The sequence below is a fragment of the Sphingobacterium sp. N143 genome, assembly GCF_030325625.1.
In the GTDB taxonomy this organism is placed as follows: Bacteria; Bacteroidota; Bacteroidia; order Sphingobacteriales; family Sphingobacteriaceae; genus Sphingobacterium.
In genome coordinates, this window is record NZ_JACAIS010000009.1 from 133,183 (window position 1) to 151,781 (window position 18,599).

Below are 18,599 nucleotides of genomic sequence, written 5' to 3' on the forward strand. Positions count from 1 at the left end.
TTATCATTTAAATTAATCTGTTATGGAGCATATAAAAACTAAAATAGAGGATCATGTTTTAACTATTTTTCTGGACAGGGGAAAATCAAATGCTATAGATACACAATTACTCAAAGAGCTCATCGATACACTGGAAGCTGCTCAAGTGAATGATCTTGTACATGCTGCGATTCTGATCGGGAAAGAGAACTTTTTTAGCGCCGGGCTTGATCTCATTACCTTATTTGAGTATGATGAAGTACAGATTCATGAATTTTGGGATCTTTTTTTGGAGACCACTGCGCTGCTGGCTTCCTTTCCCAAACCCATCGTCGCGGCAATATCGGGACATAGCCCCGCAGGAGGATGTGTTTTTGCATTATGCTGCGATTATAGAATTATGGCCGAGGGTAATTTTGTCATTGGATTAAACGAAATTCCGGTTGGACTCATTGTGCCAGAAAGCATATTTGAGCTGTATGCTTTTTGGATAGGTAAACGGAATGCTTATCAAAATCTGCTTGAGGGTAGGCTTCTTTCTCCTACCGACGCAAAATCACAAGGGCTTGTGGATGAGGTAGTACCTGCAAATATGCTTTTTAGTACCGCAACTAAAAAGTTAAAACAGATGGCGTTATTTAATCAAAAGACTTGGCAGACGTCCAAATTGAACTTCCGAAAAGAAATTATCCTTAAATTGCGTGAAAATAGAGCGGAGACCATTCAACGGATTCTTGCGCAGTGGTGGCTGCCCTCCACCCGTTCTATTTTAAAGTCAATCATTGAAAATTTGACATCGAAAAAATAATATCAAATAAATAAATGCATCATGAGAAATCTATCTTTCTTTATTTTGATCTGTTTCATCCTAAGTGCAGTCTCCTGCCGAAACAACCAAAAGGAGAATAAGGCTATAAAAATTGCGCAAGATTCTGTTGCTGTAGATACGGTAGCGAAGCTTGACACGATCGAAAATGAGGTAAAGACGGCAGATACTGAAACACTGGAGGAGGTACTGGAAAAGCTAGCAAAAGCATATTCCGAACAAGATAGTAGGACCATTACCAATTATATACATCCCAAACTTGGGCTATATATCATCTATCGTCCGGGAGCGCTGGATTCTTATGTACATCAGTATAATTTTAATTTTTCAAAACCTGTACCCGAATACCATTCGTATGAAAAATTAATTTATAAAGGGCCTTTAAAATCGGGAAAACTACCAATTTTTGACTGTGGCACCATGAAATGGAATAAATTGGGTTTTTATTACGATAAAAAATCCCGTCCGAATGAACTTTCGCAGACGGCCAAGTTTATGAATGAAATTCTCGACGCAAAAATCAGCAGCACTGAATTGCAGCAACTGCGAAGTATAGAAGCCAAAAGCTACCGTGCTATCATGACTTCCAATGAAACCGAAGAACCATTGGTATTTCATGTCACAAAAGAAGGCTCGAAATGGTATATTACCGTAATAGACCGTGCATATGGTGGCTGTGACGCATAAAGAATTATTTTTTACCTTTAGCCTTATTTAATGATAATGGAAAATTTAGATAAAGACATACAAAAGAAAATCGAAGATTGGTTGACCCCCAGTTATGATGAAGAGACCAGAGCGACCGTCCAAAAATTAATCGATAACAAGGAGGTGACTGAGCTGACTGATTCGTTTTATAAGGACCTCGAGTTTGGCACTGGTGGGTTAAGGGGTATCATGGGTGTAGGTTCGAACCGGATGAATAAATATACCATCGGGAAAGCCACCCAAGGGCTGGCAAACTACTTAAAGAAACAATTCTCAAATCAAGAAATAAAAGTTGCTGTCTCCTATGACAGCCGCAATAATTCGCAGGCTTTCGGACAGCTGGTGGCTCAAGTATTCGCCGCAAACGGGATCAGGGTATACCTCTTCAATGAGATGCGTCCTACGCCGATGCTTTCTTTTGCCATCCGCCATTTTGGATGTCAAAGCGGGGTCATGCTCACCGCCTCCCATAACCCAAAAGAATACAACGGCTACAAAGCCTATTGGAACGATGGCAGTCAATTGACGGCCCCGCATGATAAAAATGTCATTGAGGAGGTCAATGCCATTACCGCAGTCGCGGATATCCAATTTGAAGGCAACCGGCAGAACATCCTTCCTCTTGGGGAGGAAATTGATCAGATCTATATCGAGGCCAACAAAGCACTGAGCATTCACCCGGAGGCTGTAGCGGCTCAGAAAGATTTAAAGATCGTTTTTTCACCTATACATGGTACAGGGATCACCATCGTCCCCAAACTGCTTACCGCCTGGGGATTTGAACAAGTTACAGTGGTAGCAGAACAAGCTACACCAGATGGTAACTTTCCGACGGTGATCTATCCAAACCCTGAAGAGGAAGATGCGATGGCCCTTGCCAAGAAAAAAGGTGAAGAAATTGATGCTGACCTTGTTTTGGCCACAGATCCGGATGCCGACCGAGTGGGCATTGCAGTCAAAAACAGCCAGGGACAGTTTCAGCTGCTCAATGGTAATCAGATCGGAAGTCTCCTGATTTATTATGTATTAAGGTCAAAAAGCGAACTGAATCAGTTGAAAAACAATCCATATATTGTCAAAACTATTGTCACCAGTAACCTACAGTCAGCCATTGCCGACCATTATGGGGTTGCGCACTATGAGACACTCACAGGGTTTAAATATATCGGTGAACTGATCACCCGGCTCGGTGACTCTGCTCAATATCTGGTCGGCGGAGAAGAGAGTTACGGTTACCTGGTCGGTGACTTGGTGCGCGATAAGGATGCACCTAATTCATGTGCTTTCTTGGCTGAAATGACCGCTTATTTTAAATCAAAAGGTAAAACCGTTTATGAAGTTCTTTTAGATATCTATCAAGAATTTGGTTGCTATCAAGAAAAATTGATTTCCTTAACCAAGAAAGGAAAAGCTGGAGCAGAAGAAATCCAGGCTATGATGGCGGGTTTACGTCAAAATCTACCCTCCAGCCTGGGGGGAGTCCAAGTTAAGGAAATCCGAGACTACCAACAGTCAAAAATCACCGACATGCAAACCAGCCGCACCAGTGAAATCGCTCTTCCTAAATCTGATGTACTTCAGTTCATTACCGTTGACGGAGATGTGATTTCGGCAAGACCTTCGGGCACAGAGCCTAAGATCAAATTTTACTGTTCAGTAAAAGAGGAGCTTCCAGACACGGCGGATTACCTGCAGTTACAGCAGGTCCTGGCCGAAAAAGTAGATCGTATGATGAATGATATTGTCAGTTAATGGAAAAGTGGAAATTACTATCTTCAGCATATATAAGTAAAGAGCCCTGGGCAACCTTGCGGAAAGATACCTGCGAGCTCCCTGATGGCCGGATCAACGATCATTACTATGTGTTGGAATATCCGGACTGGGTGAACATGGTCGGGATTACAGAACAGAACGAACTCCTGGTCATCAAGCAGTATCGTCACGGTGCCAATATCATTTCATTGGAAATTCCTGCCGGGACGACAGAACCCGGAGAAGACCCCAAAGATGCAGCCGTCCGTGAGATGCTGGAAGAAACAGGTTATCAGTTTGAGCAGATTGAAGAAATTGCGACCCTCTATGCCAATCCTGCCACAAGCGGAAACGTTACCTATACCTATCTCCTGACCGGAGGGCGGAAAGTACAGGAGCAGGACCTCGATGAACATGAGGAGATTGACGTCTTCCTCATCCCGCTTGAAGAGGCTAAAAAGATGTTATTGGACAACAAATTTAGCCAAGCGCTTCACAGCAGTGCTTTGTTCTATGCTTTTAATAAATTAGGCTTGTTATAAAACAAGCCTAATTTTATTCTGTTTTTTTCATTCATACTTTTAATTTTCACTAGCCTTTTGATTTTTGTACCTTTGTACCATGGCAAGAGAAATTTTTGAAACCAAGCGAAAGGCACTAAAAATAAATCTAAATCCTGAGATTTACGGGACTTTCGCAGAAATCGGTGCAGGACAAGAGGTCGCACGTAACTTTTTCAATGCTGGGGCCGCCTCAGGCACCATAGCGAAGACCATGTCGGCCTATGACATGGCTTTCAGTGATGCGATTTATGGAGAAGAAGCTGACGGCAGGTATGTCAGCAGAACACGGCTTCAGAAAATGCTTTCACATGAATTTGACCTGCTTACCCAGCGCTTACATGGCGATAAATACTGTAACAAAAAATTCTTTGCCTTTGCGGATACAGTAACCACCTTAAACTTTACCAAAACCAATGAACCGCACGGTTGGATTGGCCTTCGTTTTCAGCATGATGCCGGAGCTCCTACAAATGATATCATTGTCCATGTCAGGCTTTTGGACAGTGACAATCAATTGCAACAAAAAGTACTTGGCATTATCGGTGTAAACCTGCTATTTGCAGCTTATTACTATGCGGACAATGTACAGACCATGATTGAATCATTGGTCGATAACCTTTCCATGGGATCGGTTGAGATTGATCTGGTTAAACTCAATGGCCCACTGTTTGAAAATGTCAACCAACGTCTGATCAACTTGTATTTAATCGCCAAAGGATTTGCCAAAGCGGCTATTTTCCAACCAGATGGCAAAGCTGTTCAGATCAAAGATTATTTATATAAAAAGAACATTATCCTGCTGCGCACCAAATATCGTCAGAAATCACTGCCAAACTTTGATCTCTTCAATCTTGCCGTAGAGCAATTTAAGAAAAACACAGGAGCAACAGACAGTGATACCATCGTACTCATCGAAGTATTGATGGGTAATGTATTAGAAGATACACATGAGATCACGGATCAGGATCTTCAGGAGTTTGCTTCAAGAGCAGACGAACTATGTGCCACTGGAAATAATATTATCGTCAGCAATTTCCGTAGAAATAATCATCTTGCTGAGTTTATTAGTAACTTCAAACCCAAAAATATCGGAATTGCGACCAATGTGTACAACTTAAAAAACATTTTCAATTCAGACAATTATAATAAGGATCTTTACACCAATGAGCTTTTATCCTATATCTCTGGTATGTTCAATAAAAATGTGAAGCTCTATGCCTATCCATATTTATTGAAAAAGGAGAATAAAATCATCACTACGCATAATATGCCTGTTTCAGAAGAGGCTAAACCCTTGTTTGAGTTTTTAATCAAAAACGGTTATATCATTGATATTGAAAATTACGACGAGAAATTTGTAAAAACCGTATAAAAAAGATCTTCATTATAATTTAGTTTACTATATAGCCCAATTTAGTTAAATTGGGCTATATTTATTATACGCTATGAAGCAAGACAATGTAATACTGGTAGATCCCAATGATGTGATGATCGGAAGCATGGAAAAATATGAGGCCCATGTGAAGGGATTGCTTCATCGGGCCTTCAGTGTTTTTTTATTCAATGACCAAGATGAGCTGTTGCTGCAACAACGAGCGCTAGACAAATACCATTGTGCTGGACTTTGGACCAATAGCTGCTGTTCGCATCAACGACTCGGGGAGACTAATCTGGACGCGGCTACAAGGCGCTTAATGGAAGAACTTAGGCTTACCGCAACGGATATACATGAGGTTTTTGCTTTTGTTTATCGTGCGCAGTTTGAAAATGGGCTGACCGAACATGAATTTGACCACGTTCTGATCGGAAAATTCAATGGGGAGATCGATTTTAACAAAACGGAAGTCGCCGCGGTCCAATATATGGATTTGGAACAGATTGAAGAGGCCGTTAAACTTTCTCCTGAAAGATTTACACCCTGGTTTAAATTAATCTATCAGCGTGTATTTGACCTTTATCTGGCATCGAAAAAATAGCTTTTACAACGACCGCTTATAAAGACCTATTAAGGAAGATCTAGCATGAATCAACAACCATAACGGCAAAAAAGAGCAATCAATAAATAGATTGCTCTTTTTTATGGATAAAATACCTCTATAAGTACTTTTTATAGATGGAATATAAGATTTTAAGATCGTTTTCACTTAAGAATGCGGTATTGACATCTTGTTGAATATAATGGATCTTAAAGGCTTTGATTGCCGCGTCTGGATTGCTCACATCATATCCAATAATGCGCAGCGCCATCTTCGGGTTAAAATCTACTGGTGGTACTTCTAGAAATTCTTCATACCAAAACCCAAACCCCTGATCAGCCAATTTCTTCCAAGGAAAACGGGATGGATCATTTTTACGTGTGGGGGCCAGATCCATGTGGCCTATGAAATTTGCCTGCGGGATTTTATAGGTATCTTTCAGATAACGCAATAACTGAATCAGGGCATCGACCTGTACATCTGTCCAGGGATCAGTCGTACCATTATTATCAAGCTCAATACCAATTGATGATGAGTTCAAGTCGGTATCATTTCCCCATTTCCCCAGACCTGCATGATGGGCTCTATATAGATCATTGACCATCTGTACAACTTTACCATCTCTACCTACCACATAATGTGAACTCACGCCGGCCTTAGTCGAATGGAACGTTCGGATTGTCTGTCCCAAAGAATCTTGGGCAGTATGATGGATCACCACAAAATTAGGTTTGCGAATACCAAAATTGATCGAAGCAATCCATTGTTGATCCTTGACGTTCACCTTGACCAATTGTCCGGTCACAGGCGACTGTTTATATAACTTTGAGAACTCTTTTGCTTGCTTTTTATAGACCTTTTCTGTTTTGGCATACTTCGCTCCTGCACAGGAGGCTAAAAATGCGACTGAAATAAAAAGACTTCGTGTTAACCTCATGCTCATATCTGAATGTTTCAACACAAACTTAATTATATTGCTTTTTATATGCAATATAATTAAGTTTCATATGAAAATCTACAATTTTCAGAATTATTCTAAGCTAAAAAGCCCCCGTAATATGGGGGCTTTTTAGCTTAGAATATAAACAGACTTATGCTTCTGCGTATTCTTCAATTGAAGGACATGAACAGATCAACGTACGGTCGCCCTGAGAGTCATTTACACGCCCCACTGAAGGCCAAAACTTACGGTCTCTGACATAATCCAATGGATAAGCAGCAACCTGACGGCTATAAGGTCTATCCCACTCATCAGCTGTAACAACTGTTGCTGTGTGTGGTGCATTTTTCAATACATTGTTTATATGGTCAACTTGCCCCGCTTCTACTGCTGCAATTTCTTGACGGATGGCTATCAAAGCATCGCAGAAACGATCCAATTCAGCTTTAGATTCCGACTCAGTCGGCTCTACCATCAATGTTCCAGCAACAGGGAATGAAACTGTCGGCGCATGGAAACCATAATCCATTAAACGTTTTGCAATATCGGCAACCTCAATACCCGCATTTTTGAATCCACGGCAATCTAAGATCATCTCATGGGCACAACGGCCATTGCTACCTGAATACAGTACCGGATATGCATTCTCCAAGCGTGACTTAATATAATTTGCATTCAATATGGCAGTTCTTGTTGCATTGGTCAGTCCTTCTCCACCCATCATTGAGATATAGGCATGAGAGATAACCAAGATTGAGGCTGAACCAAATGGTGCCGCAGAGACTGCTGTAATTCCCTCTTCACCAGAAGTTGAAACCACTTCGTGATTGGGCAAGAAAGGGACGAGATGTTTTGCAACACCAATCGGTCCCATACCAGGGCCACCACCACCGTGAGGGATACAGAATGTTTTGTGTAAGTTTAAGTGACAAACATCTGCTCCGATATGGCCAGGACTTGTCAGACCTACCTGTGCATTCATATTGGCACCATCCATATAAACCTGACCTCCATTAGCATGGATAATTTCACAGACTTCAATAATAGACTCTTCAAATACACCGTGCGTAGAAGGATAGGTAACCATTAAAGAATTCAGATTTGCAGCGTGCTCCTCGGCTTTTGCTTTTAAATCTGGAATATCAATATTTCCTTGCTCATCACATTTCACCACTACGACTTTTAATCCGGCCATCGATGCGGAAGCAGGGTTGGTACCGTGTGCTGAAGCAGGAATCAGACAGATGTTACGACCATGGTCGCCACGGCTTTCATGATAAGCACGGATAACCATTAGTCCTGTATATTCTCCTTGTGCTCCTGAATTTGGCTGGAAACTCATTTTGGCAAAACCTGTGATCTCAGCTAACCAATCATTTAATTCGCCAATCATTTGCATATAACCCGAAGTTTGATCCGCTGGAGCAAATGGGTGCAAACCGCCAAATCTGGACCAAGTAACCGGAACCATTTCTGCTGTTGCATTCAACTTCATTGTACATGATCCCAAAGGAATCATGGAGTGGCAAAGCGATAAATCTTTTGCTTCCAATGATTTGATATAACGTAGCATTTCATGCTCAGAATGGTAGCTATTAAAGATTGGATGTGTCAAGTATGCTGAAGTACGAGCCAGTTCTGCTGGAATAGAAGTGCTTACATTTTCCTCTAATGCATCAAAATCCACATCATTCAAGGTTTTTCCCTGAATTTTTGCAAATACTTTTACAATGGTTTTGATGTCTTCATACGTTGTTGTCTCATCTATGGCAACAGAAACTTCTGTCCCTTTATAATAGAAATTCAACTCATTATTCAAGGCTTCAGATTTCAATGCACCTGCATGTGCCCCCAAATCTACACGTAGTGTATCAAAGTAGGCCTTATTCAATTGTGTATATCCCAACGATTGTAATGCTTGATCCAGTAGGTTGGCCAGGGCATGAATACGAGAGGCAATGTTTTTAATTCCTTCAGGGCCGTGGTAAACAGCATAGAAAGAAGCCATAATAGCCAATAAGGCTTGTGCAGTACAGATATTCGACGATGCTTTATCCCGACGGATATGTTGCTCACGTGTCTGTAAGGCCATCCGTAGTGCATATTTACCGTTTGAATCAGATGTCACACCGATGATCCGGCCCGGGATATTACGTTTAAAGCTATCACGGGTTGCAAAAAATGCGGCATGAGGGCCTCCAAAGCCCATTGGTACTCCAAAACGCTGTGAATTACCCACAACAACATCTGCACCCCATTCTCCTGGAGGCGTTAACAGTGCCAAGCTCATTAAGTCTGCAGCTGCACATACCGTAATGTTTTTACGATGCGCAGCATCAGTAAATGCTTTATAGTCGAAGATAGCACCATCCGCAGCCGGATATTGTACAAATGCAGCAAAGACGTTATCCGTCAATTCAGATTCAGCGATGGTCGCTATTTTCAATTCTATGCCGAAAGACAGCGCACGGGTCTTTAATACATCTATTGTTTGTGCATAGGCGTTATCTGAAACCAGAAATACATTCGCCTCTTTATTCTTTCTAGCAGAATATAACATAAACATCGCTTCAGCAGCGGCTGTAGCCTCATCCAATAGTGATGCATTGGCAATTTCCAACCCTGTAAAATCAGCGATAACTGTTTGAAAGTTTAATAAAGCCTGTAAACGTCCTTGCGCAATTTCAGCTTGGTAAGGGGTATATTGCGTATACCATCCTGGATTTTCAAACACATTCCGTTGAATTACACCTGGAAGGATGACATCATAATAACCTTGACCGATAAAAGATTTAAACACTTTGTTTTTCTCGGCGATCTCCGCAATTCTCTTTAAATAAGCAACCTCAGACAGGGCTTTTGGAAGATTTAAAGGTTTTGGAGCGCGAATTTGAGATGGGACCGTTTGGTCAATAAGTTGGTCAATTGACGAAACGCCTAATTTGGCCAACATTTCACTCGCTTCAACTGGACTTGGGCCATTGTGGCGATTTTCGAATTTTTCTTGGAAGTGTATATTGCTCATGTGTGCAAAAAGTTAACGCTTATAGACAGTTAGCGACATAATAATTAGGCGATTAACTCTCTTATAAACAGTCGTTTTTTGGATGAGCAAAGATAGCAAAATAAATGGCTGAAAAAGAAGCAAAAAAGTGGATAAAAAGTCAGTTTTACCAATAAATGAATGTGCAATCGATTGTCCTCCCGACCTTAAAATTCAAATTAAAACAATCTACTTCGTATAGTTTTATGAAACTAACAAACAATACACCGATCATTTGACACAATGATAAAAAAAACAGGAATTGAACCATTCTTTTTTAACGCTTTTTTTTCCTTTAAAAGAGATTCTTTTTGCAATGGCGATGATTTTTCAATAAATTAGTGGGAGTACCAATTGTAAAGTGGTTTTCAATAGAAGGAGTAGCCTTTATCGAAAATCAATTCTTTAACAAATTTAAAATAGCGAAGTAACGATTATAAATCATGAGAAAACAGGTAACAGACAGCGTGCTTTTAGTGAGACCCGCTGTCTTCCGTAAAAATGAACAGACTGCGGTCAACAATTTTTTTCAAAAAGACATCGACAACCTTAGTGGAGAAGAGGTCAATAGAGAAGCTCAAGGTGAATTTGATGCACTAGTAAATGAATTAAAATCACATGGTATTTTAGTCACCATCATTCAGGATGACGAAAAATCAGAAAGCCCAGACAGTATATTCCCAAATAATATTGTCTCCTTCCATCAGGATGGGAAAATCATTTTTTACCCCATGTTTGCCCCAAACCGCCGAAAGGAACATTTATTGGATTTTGAAGGTCCTCTGAAACAAAATGGATATTATGTCAAATTGATTAAGGATTTAAGCGAATCTGAAAACAACCGTCAATACCTGGAAGGAACGGGAGCCTTAGTACTGGACCGTACACATCGAATTGCCTATTGTGCACTGTCGGAAAGAGCAGATCGAGCCATGTTAGATGAATACTGTAAAACGGAGAACTATACTCCAGTTGTTTTCCATGCTTTCCAGACTGTCAATGGTGAGCGCAGGCCTATTTATCACACGAATGTGGTATTGGCCGTGGGAGAAGATTTTGCTATTTTGTGCCCTGCCGCAATTGATGACAAATCCGAACGGGAGTCCTTACTGAAAAAGTTGAAGGAAACGGGGAAGGAAATCATTGAAATCAATGAAAATCAATTGGAAAACTTTGCCGCAAATTGTTTGCAGGTAAGAAATAAATATGGGAACCGGTTTATTGTCTTAAGCAATAAAGCGCTCTCCTCATTGACCCTTTACCAAACTGCACAGCTCGAAAAACATGGTAAAATTATTCACCAGGATCTCCATGTTATCGAAACTTGTGGTGGAGGCAGTGTACGTCATATGATGGCCGAAGTATTTCTTCCTAAAGAAAAAATAATGGATGCTTAGTTAGTAGGCATCCATTATTTTTAATACGCTGGTCCAAACAACTGTCTATGCCCACCAGGGCAAGCATGTAGCCAACATTAATATAAAATTGTAAACTTAAAATCCAATGGATCGAAATACTTATAGAGATCTCTGAAAAGGTTGTCACCGTATTTAACATAGAGCAAAGCAAAATTTTCGGACCGTTCCTGTAATCCTCCCCCCGGGAAAAGCTTTTCTTTTACATTATCAATATCTGTCAGGGCATGCTGATGGTTTCTTTTTTCGGCCTTCATTAACTTTTTTTCCAAATTGTTGATGGCTTTTTTTAAGCGTGCTTTTACGGCTTCTGTACTTGGGCCCAAGCTAGGATCGATCTTGTGAGTGCGCAATCTTATCTTTCCAAAGATAGAATTGAGCTCCATCCACTCATCATTGAGATTCAATCTTTCCTTCGTATGACGGCGTACATATTCTTTCTTTAAGACTTCAGTAGACCTAAATATACTTTTGAAAGTCAAATCTAATCTGAATAGCTTCGCTGCTACGTTATCATCTGTAATCATGGCGGAGTTACGCGGGATGAGAATCGGAAAGTCTATTTGATATTGGTCAAAGTTGGATTTCAACTGCATCCAATAAACCATTTCGGCTCCCCCCCCAATATAGGCAAGATTGGGAAGAATTATTTCCTGATACATCGGTCGCATCACCACGTTCGGGCTGAAACGTTCGGGATAAGCATCAATCTCTTTTTCAAGCTCTTCTCTGGTAAAATATATATGCTGATGGAGTACTTCATATCGGCCATCTGGATGGAGAACCAAACGCTCCCGAAATTCATCTGTCAAATAAAAGAAATTAATCTCTCTGGCATGTACCTGTGTAGCAAAGCCCTTTGCTTCCAATTCTGCTGAACGGGCCGTAATAGCCTTAAAGCTTTTTTCGGACAGGATATCTTCCTTAATGATGGGTTTGAATAATTCTTTTAGGCTCTTGTCATCTGCATCAACAATGAGCAGACCATAGGCTTTGAAGAGTTCGTTTACCATATACCTTGTTGCATCCGCTAATTTACCGTGCTTGAGATAGGCTGTTTCTACAATATGGGTCAGTTTTGCGGAATTTTCTGAAAGCCCCAGAATATTGGTATATTGTTTTACCGCTTCGGCTATGGTATCTGTATCCATCCGGCCAGTCGCTGAAACTGCCGGTGTATCCCATGTTATTTTCTTACCATATACTTTCGTATGATTAATCTCCTCAAAATCATGGTCCTCAGTCGCCATCCAATATACGGGAATAAAATGCTGATCTGGATGTTTGGCTTTTAAGTCGTCCGAGAGCCGTATGGCTGTCATAATCTTAAAAATAAAATACAATGGCCCCGTAAATACATTTAGTTGATGTCCTGTGGTAATCGTGTATGTATTGTCCTGCAGCAGTAATTCGATGTGAGCAACAACGGCCGGTGATGTATGCAAAAGATCGCCATATTGTGCTTTCAGACGATTCACAAGAACAGCGCGATGATTAAAGTTTTTTTTCGCCTTGAGCTGCTTTTCAAAACCCGCTAATGTTGGCCAATTGCCAACAAATGGCGCTATGGATTCATCATGGGCCAGGTAAGCCAGCAAAGTCTTGGAGAAACTATTTGTCTCACTATATTCAATATAGGTTGCTTTCATATCCGTTTATTGTACGCTAAACACATGTAGCTTATTTGAGGCAGCAAAATAGTGAATTTTAACAAAAAGCTTGTTTCGCTTTTAAATTATATCATTCTGCTGACAATTGTCCTATAGTAAAAAGGCCTCCCTAAACATGGAGGCCTTTTTACTTCTATTATCATTGATCTTTACCAATCAATTATTTCTTTACAATTTCGCCATAAAGATCAAAATCTTCGGCCCGGTCAATTTTTACGTTGACAAAGTCCCCGATCCGCGCATAAGCATCTGCTGCGGAAATCAAGACTTCATTGTCCACTTCTGGTGAATCGTATTCAGTCCGGCCAATAAAATAATCACCATCCACACGATCGACCAGCACCTTATATGCATGACCAACTTTCGTTTGATTGATCTCATAAGAAATTCCTTGCTGTACCTCCATAATAGCCTCTACACGCTCTTCCTTTACCTCTGGTGTGACGTCATCTTCTAAAGAATGTGCGTGTGTTTTTTCCTCATGAGAATAGGTGAAACAACCTAAGCGATCGAAACGGGTTTCCTCAACCCATTCCAGCATTTCCTGAAAATCTTGTTCCGTTTCGCCTGGGTAGCCACAGATCAAGGTGGTTCGCAATGCAATATCAGGAACCTTATCACGAATTGCATGGACAAGATCGATCTGTTTTTGTTTGGTCGTTCCTCGACGCATGGATTTTAACATCGGATCTGAAATATGCTGCAATGGCATATCCAAGTAATTACAAATATTTGAACGTTCGTTCATTGCATCCAAAATATCCATTGGAAAGCCGGAAGGATAAGCATATTGGAGACGAATCCACTCAATACCATCCACATCGGAAAGATGTCTCATCAAATCGGAGAGATTTCGTTTTCCATAAATATCCAGCCCATAATAAGTCAGATCCTGAGCAATCAGGATCAATTCCTTCGTTCCATTGGATGCTAAAAATTTGGCCTCTTTCACCAAATCGTCAATCGACTTGGAAACATGTTTACCTCGCATCAAAGGGATTGCACAAAATGAACAGGGGCGGTTACAGCCCTCGGCAATCTTAAAATAAGAAAAATGTGAAGGTGTAGTCAACAGGCGTTCACCCAGCAACTCATGCCGATAATCAGCCCCAATAGAGGACAATAAATCCGGTAAATCGTTGGTTCCAAAATAGGCATCCACACTTGGAATCTCTGATTGTAATTCGGGCTTATAGCGCTCCGAAAGACAGCCAGTCACAATCACCTTATTGATCTTGCCTTGATCCTTTAGCTCGGAATACTGCAATATGGTATCAATAGACTCTTGTTTTGCATTGTCAATAAAGCCACAGGTATTGATGACCACAATATCGTTCTGCTGTATATTGGAGGCTTCATGAACAACTTCCATCTGGTTACCTTTCAACTGGCCCATCAACACTTCGCTGTCGTGAATATTTTTCGAACAGCCCAAGGTCACCACGTTTACGCGGGGTTTATTGACGGCAGGAGCAGATTTCGTGTATTTTGTCTTCATATGATTAGAAGGGTTTGTCAAGAAAGGCATTCATGACGCGGAAATTCTGCCTTTTGGAGGTCCAGAATAATCTTGGTCTGATTAAAAAAAACGTGTTTTATCAACAATGAAAAACCTCGCCTCTGACAGTGATTTTAATTTTCTATTTGAAAAGGGAATCTACAAATTCCTTTTTATTAAATAATTGGAGGTCACCAATCTTTTCACCTACACCAATATATTTCACCGGTATTTTGAATTGATCAGATATGCCAATGACCACTCCGCCTTTGGCCGTTCCATCTAATTTTGTCAAAGCCAAGGCATTGACATCTGTAGCCTGTGTGAATTGAGTGCATTGTTCGATCGCATTTTGACCTGTAGAAGCGTCCAATACCAATAGGATTTCATGTGGTGCTCCAGGAACAACCTTTTGCATCACATTCTTAATTTTAGTTAATTCGTTCATCAAGCCAACCTTGTTGTGTAGCCGACCAGCAGTATCAATGATACAAACATCTTCACCATTGGCCACTGCGGATTTCACTGTATCATAGGCCACCGAAGCTGGGTCAGATCCCATTGCTTGGGCAACAACACGCACGCCAACGCGCTCCCCCCATAGTTTAAGCTGGTCAACAGCTGCGGCCCGAAAAGTATCCGCGGCACCCAAGACAACTTTACTTCCAGCTTGTTTAAGTTGATGCGCTAGTTTGCCAATCGTCGTTGTCTTGCCAACACCATTAACTCCAACAACCATAATGACATAAGGTTTATGGTCACCGTAATTAAAGTTCTCAAAGTCTGAACTGTTATTTTCAGCAAGTAAAGTTTGAATCTCCTCTTTCAGTAAGTTGTTTAATTCTGAAGTGGAAACGTATTTATCTCTGGCAACACGGGCTTGTATGCGGTCAATGATTTTTAAAGTGGTCGTAACCCCAACATCAGAAGTAACCAAAACTTCTTCCAAATTATCCAACACATCATCATCTACGGTGGACTTCCCGACTACCGCTTTTGTTATTTTGGAAAGAAAGCCTTCTTTTGTTTTTTCCAACCCCTTATCTAGGGCCTGTTCTTCTTCTTGTGTTTGTGGTTTTTTCTTAAAAAAATCAAATAATCCCATGGAGTGCTGTAGTGAAAATTGATGTTCAAATATAAACAAATGTCTTCAACAAAAAAAGCCCTTTCGGTAGGACACCAAAACGGCTATTTTTATCGAATTCTTTTTAAAGAAAAACTTTAAAAAAAGGAAATACTACTAGTTATTTTTTTGAGCTTCTGCAACTACTTCTTTCACTTTATCGTTGTGAACCATACCTTCTTTGAAAGTATAAGCGCCAGTTTTTGCAGATTTTGTAGTAACAATAACCTTTGTAAATTCTTTACCGCCACCTTTTTGTAACGATGCAACTGCTTTCTTTGCCATGGTATATTAATATTTTTACTCAGCCCTCTATTGCAAGCGCTAAGATGGGTGAATTACTTAATTTCTTTGTGAACAGTAACTTTTCTCAATACTGGGTTGAATTTTTTCAACTCTAAACGCTCAGTTGTGTTCTTTTTGTTTTTAGTAGTGATGTAACGAGACATTCCCGGAAGACCACTTTCTTTGTGTTCAGTACATTCTAAGATAACTTGTACTCTATTTCCTTTTTTAGCCATTGTTTTACTTTATTTTGAATCCTATGCAATATGTCTAGGATTGAAATTCATGAATAATCTTAATGTAACAGGCGCGATAATCAATTAGATTGATCCTTTAACGATAAATTTATTGATCGCTGCTGTAATACCGTTTTTGTTGATAGTTTTGATCGCAGAAGTTGATACTTTCAACGTAATCCAACGATCTTCTTCTGGAATGTAAAAACGTTTTGTTTGTAAATTTGGATAGAATTTACGTTTAGTTTTAACGTTTGAGTGAGAAACGTTATTTCCTGTTAACGCCGCTTTGCCTGTTAAATCACAAATTCTTGACATGATATTATCTTTTTTGTTGTCTTTATTACACTATTTTAATCCTTTGCACTCTCTGCAAAGAGTTTGCAAATATCTATATTTTTTTTTAGATAAACAACAAGAATCTGGGAATTATTTTTAAAAATAGTTCTGCACAGGAATGGTATAGGCAAAAATAAAGCATTTTATTGTATTATATTTGCTCTGTAAACAAAATAGTTTTCAACAATTCACATTTATGAATAAATACCTACGCAAAGGCTTACGTGAAATAATCATTGGCGTCCTACTAGTTGTCCTTGGGTATTACTTAATGGAACAGCGATCTAATTGGTATAAGTTGGCCATGCTTGTCGGTGTCATCGTATTCAGCATCGGCTTCCTTACATTAATTTACCGTCTGATCCGAAAAGTTGACCGTGAAGCAGTCATCGAAATGCGGGAAGAGTCCCATAAAAAAGAGCAAGAAGAAGATGCTGAATAAGACGAGAGGTATTGTTCTAAAAACCACAAACTATTCTGAAAGCAGTCTTGTGGCACAAGTATATACAGAGGCCTTTGGCATGCAATCTTACCTGATTGCCGGAGCCCGAAAACCAAAGGCTAAAATAAAAGCTAATATCTTCCAACCGCTACATTTGCTGGAAGTTGTTGCAACGCACAAGGACAATGGTTCGTTACAGCGTATGTCCGAAGCCCGTCAGGCCCCGCTGCTTCACGAAATACCCTACGATATTATAAAAAGCTCTCTTGCTCTTTTCTTAAATGAGATATTGTATAAAATTTTGAAAGAACAAGAAAGTGACCCTTATTTATTTGAGTTTATCCACCAATCCATCCGATGGCTAGATGAAACCCATTTAAACCTGGCTAATTTTCATCTTATTTTTTTGATCAAATTAACCCGCTTTCTTGGTTTTTTTCCCATTTTATCCAAACAAGCTCTCCCCTATTTTAATCTTCATGAAGCTACCTTTTCAAAGAATCTTCCTGAACACCCCCTTGTGCTTCAAGAGCCGCATACGTCCATCTTTAGAAATTTAATCCGCGCTGAATATTCAAACTGTGACCAAATAAAAATGTCTCCCGATGATCGGCAATTTTTATTGGAAAAATTGCTTGATTTTTATCGGCTACATCGCACTAATTTCAAAGAAGTAAAATCATTATATATTTTAGAAGAGATCTTTCATTAGCATAATTTGTTTTTCAAAAAATGCTAATTATTTGGTACATTTATTGTAACAAAATCCTTATCAGTTTGATTTACTAACACATATTTTTCACCTAAAACTTAAATTATATGGAATTAAAAGAAGTTTTTCTGAAAGTTGTTCGAGACAACTATGCTAATTTTGAGGGTAGGGCCCGCAGAAAAGAATATTGGATGTTTGTCCTTGCCCAGATCGTTCTGTATATAGGATTAGCGATTATCGGTGGGATTTTTTCAGTGATCAGTGATACCCTCGGAAATCTGGTATTTGGGCTTATTAGTCTCCTTAGCTTAGCTCTTCTTATTCCGGGACTCGCCGTTACAGTAAGACGGCTTCATGACACCAATAAATCTGGTTGGTTTATTTTGGTCGCACTGATCCCATTTGTTGGAGGTTTATATTTGCTTTATCTGGAAATTTTGGAAGGCGATAAGGGACCTAATCAATATGGTCCGGATCCAAAAGCATTGGAAAATGGAACAAACCATCCGTTTACTCAACAGGCACAAGATCCATTTGGAAGCTCACAGACTCCAAATCCGCCTACGCCACCAACACCTCCAAAAACAGAAAATGATCCCTTTGCTTAGACAAAATAAAAAGAGCTTTCAGTTGATGAAAGCTCTTTTTATTTTGTCTCCTGCCGCCAGGAGCGACGGCAGCAATTAATGTCTGTGCTTTTTCTGTTGTCCCGGGGCAAAATCCCTGGCAGATTGCTTTCCATAATATTTCTTTGCCTGTCCAGGAGGCATCCCTTTACCATGCTTATGATGATGCCTGTGCCCATATCCACGATGAGTTGAGTAACAGGACGACATGGAGATGATCATAAACACAGAAAAAAACAATAATAATGTACGTTTCATCTTTAAACTTAATATTTTATTACCTAATACAATTATTGATCCAAAAAAATCATCACTGCCCTAAGGACAAAATCTGCTCAATCTTGATCATGAAAATAAATCGATAGAGACAAGATGAATAAAGTATTCCAACTTCAGCAGCTTTATGAAAAATTGTAGTCATAAACCAGTAGGTGACATGCGGCCACTTTATTGGAAAATCGACCGG

19 protein-coding genes are annotated in these 18,599 nt (G+C 40.0%); 10 read left to right on the forward strand and 9 right to left on the reverse strand.

All coding sequences use genetic code 11. The features are described from left to right. Positions 1 to 22: 22 nt before the first annotated feature. The 6 genes from HX021_RS17105 to idi all read left to right on the forward strand — a co-directional run bounded on the left by HX021_RS17105 (position 23) and on the right by idi (position 5,804). Entirely contained in the window at positions 23 to 787 is a 765-nt protein-coding gene (locus HX021_RS17105) for an enoyl-CoA hydratase/isomerase family protein (protein WP_286591731.1), read from the forward strand. A gap of 21 nt (positions 788 to 808) precedes the next feature. Continuing rightward, the gene (locus HX021_RS17110; protein WP_286591732.1) at positions 809 to 1,492 is read left to right on the forward strand and encodes a hypothetical protein; all 684 of its coding nucleotides are present in this window, start codon (positions 809 to 811) and stop codon (positions 1,490 to 1,492) included. Positions 1,493 to 1,528: 36 nt separating this feature from the next. Continuing rightward, positions 1,529 to 3,265: a phospho-sugar mutase gene (locus tag HX021_RS17115; RefSeq protein ID WP_286591733.1), complete on the forward strand. Its 1,737-nt coding sequence runs from the start codon at positions 1,529 to 1,531 to the stop codon at positions 3,263 to 3,265. Next, the gene (locus HX021_RS17120; protein ID WP_286591735.1) at positions 3,265 to 3,807 is read left to right on the forward strand and encodes an NUDIX hydrolase; all 543 of its coding nucleotides are present in this window, start codon (positions 3,265 to 3,267) and stop codon (positions 3,805 to 3,807) included. The genes HX021_RS17115 and HX021_RS17120 overlap by 1 nt, the downstream gene beginning before the upstream one ends. A 79-nt stretch (positions 3,808 to 3,886) precedes the next feature. Further along, on the forward strand, positions 3,887 to 5,200 hold the full coding sequence (locus tag HX021_RS17125; protein WP_286591736.1) for a nicotinamide mononucleotide adenylyltransferase: 1,314 nt from the start codon (positions 3,887 to 3,889) through the stop codon (positions 5,198 to 5,200). A gap of 73 nt (positions 5,201 to 5,273) precedes the next feature. Further along, entirely contained in the window at positions 5,274 to 5,804 is a 531-nt protein-coding gene (gene idi / locus HX021_RS17130) for an isopentenyl-diphosphate Delta-isomerase (RefSeq protein ID WP_286591737.1), read from the forward strand. Positions 5,805 to 5,922: 118 nt separating this feature from the next. On the opposite strand, the gene HX021_RS17135 is transcribed toward idi, so the two are convergent. After that, positions 5,923 to 6,747, reverse strand: coding sequence for an N-acetylmuramoyl-L-alanine amidase (locus HX021_RS17135; RefSeq protein ID WP_286591738.1), 825 nt, complete (start codon positions 6,745 to 6,747; stop codon positions 5,923 to 5,925). Positions 6,748 to 6,895: 148 nt separating this feature from the next. Beyond that, positions 6,896 to 9,769: an aminomethyl-transferring glycine dehydrogenase gene (gcvP, locus tag HX021_RS17140; RefSeq protein WP_286591739.1), complete on the reverse strand. Its 2,874-nt coding sequence runs from the start codon at positions 9,767 to 9,769 to the stop codon at positions 6,896 to 6,898. 461 nt (positions 9,770 to 10,230) lie between these two features. Between gcvP and ctlX the strand changes: the two genes are divergently transcribed. Continuing rightward, a complete protein-coding gene (gene ctlX / locus HX021_RS17145) occupies positions 10,231 to 11,184 on the forward strand; it encodes a citrulline utilization hydrolase CtlX (RefSeq protein WP_286591740.1) in 954 nt (317 codons plus the stop codon). A gap of 77 nt (positions 11,185 to 11,261) precedes the next feature. Here the strand turns inward: ctlX and bshC are convergent, their stop codons facing one another. From bshC to rpmB, 6 genes are all read right to left on the reverse strand, one after another. Further along, positions 11,262 to 12,851 carry a bacillithiol biosynthesis cysteine-adding enzyme BshC gene (gene bshC / locus HX021_RS17150; RefSeq protein ID WP_286591741.1) on the reverse strand — a complete coding sequence of 530 codons (1,590 nt, stop codon included), beginning with the start codon at positions 12,849 to 12,851 and terminating at the stop codon, positions 11,262 to 11,264. 181 nt (positions 12,852 to 13,032) lie between these two features. Beyond that, a complete protein-coding gene (gene rimO / locus HX021_RS17155; RefSeq protein ID WP_286591742.1) occupies positions 13,033 to 14,370 on the reverse strand; it encodes a 30S ribosomal protein S12 methylthiotransferase RimO in 1,338 nt (445 codons plus the stop codon). A gap of 142 nt (positions 14,371 to 14,512) precedes the next feature. After that, positions 14,513 to 15,475, reverse strand: coding sequence for a signal recognition particle-docking protein FtsY (gene ftsY, locus HX021_RS17160; protein ID WP_077436836.1), 963 nt, complete (start codon positions 15,473 to 15,475; stop codon positions 14,513 to 14,515). A gap of 135 nt (positions 15,476 to 15,610) precedes the next feature. Continuing rightward, complete coding sequence (locus HX021_RS17165; protein WP_081817937.1) at positions 15,611 to 15,778, reverse strand: DUF4295 domain-containing protein; 168 nt, start codon at positions 15,776 to 15,778, stop codon at positions 15,611 to 15,613. Positions 15,779 to 15,831: 53 nt separating this feature from the next. Further along, positions 15,832 to 16,014 carry a 50S ribosomal protein L33 gene (gene rpmG / locus HX021_RS17170; protein WP_002998409.1) on the reverse strand — a complete coding sequence of 61 codons (183 nt, stop codon included), beginning with the start codon at positions 16,012 to 16,014 and terminating at the stop codon, positions 15,832 to 15,834. Between the two features lie 84 nt (positions 16,015 to 16,098). Beyond that, positions 16,099 to 16,332, reverse strand: coding sequence for a 50S ribosomal protein L28 (gene rpmB / locus HX021_RS17175; RefSeq protein WP_046672597.1), 234 nt, complete (start codon positions 16,330 to 16,332; stop codon positions 16,099 to 16,101). A gap of 217 nt (positions 16,333 to 16,549) precedes the next feature. On the opposite strand from rpmB, the gene HX021_RS17180 reads away from it, so the two are divergent. From HX021_RS17180 to HX021_RS17190, 3 genes are all read left to right on the forward strand, one after another. Then, on the forward strand, positions 16,550 to 16,795 hold the full coding sequence (locus HX021_RS17180) for a signal peptidase (protein WP_286591759.1): 246 nt from the start codon (positions 16,550 to 16,552) through the stop codon (positions 16,793 to 16,795). After that, positions 16,785 to 17,507: a DNA repair protein RecO gene (recO, locus tag HX021_RS17185; protein WP_286591760.1), complete on the forward strand. Its 723-nt coding sequence runs from the start codon at positions 16,785 to 16,787 to the stop codon at positions 17,505 to 17,507. The genes HX021_RS17180 and recO overlap by 11 nt, the downstream gene beginning before the upstream one ends. A gap of 107 nt (positions 17,508 to 17,614) precedes the next feature. Next, positions 17,615 to 18,115, forward strand: a complete 501-nt coding sequence (locus tag HX021_RS17190) for a DUF805 domain-containing protein (protein ID WP_286591762.1) — start codon at positions 17,615 to 17,617, stop codon at positions 18,113 to 18,115. 75 nt (positions 18,116 to 18,190) lie between these two features. Here HX021_RS17190 and HX021_RS17195 read toward each other — a convergent pair whose 3' ends face one another. Further along, positions 18,191 to 18,391 (reverse strand): quinol oxidase subunit 4, encoded by a 201-nt coding sequence (locus HX021_RS17195; protein WP_286591763.1) that lies wholly within the window; start codon positions 18,389 to 18,391, stop codon positions 18,191 to 18,193. Positions 18,392 to 18,599 lie beyond the last annotated feature (208 nt).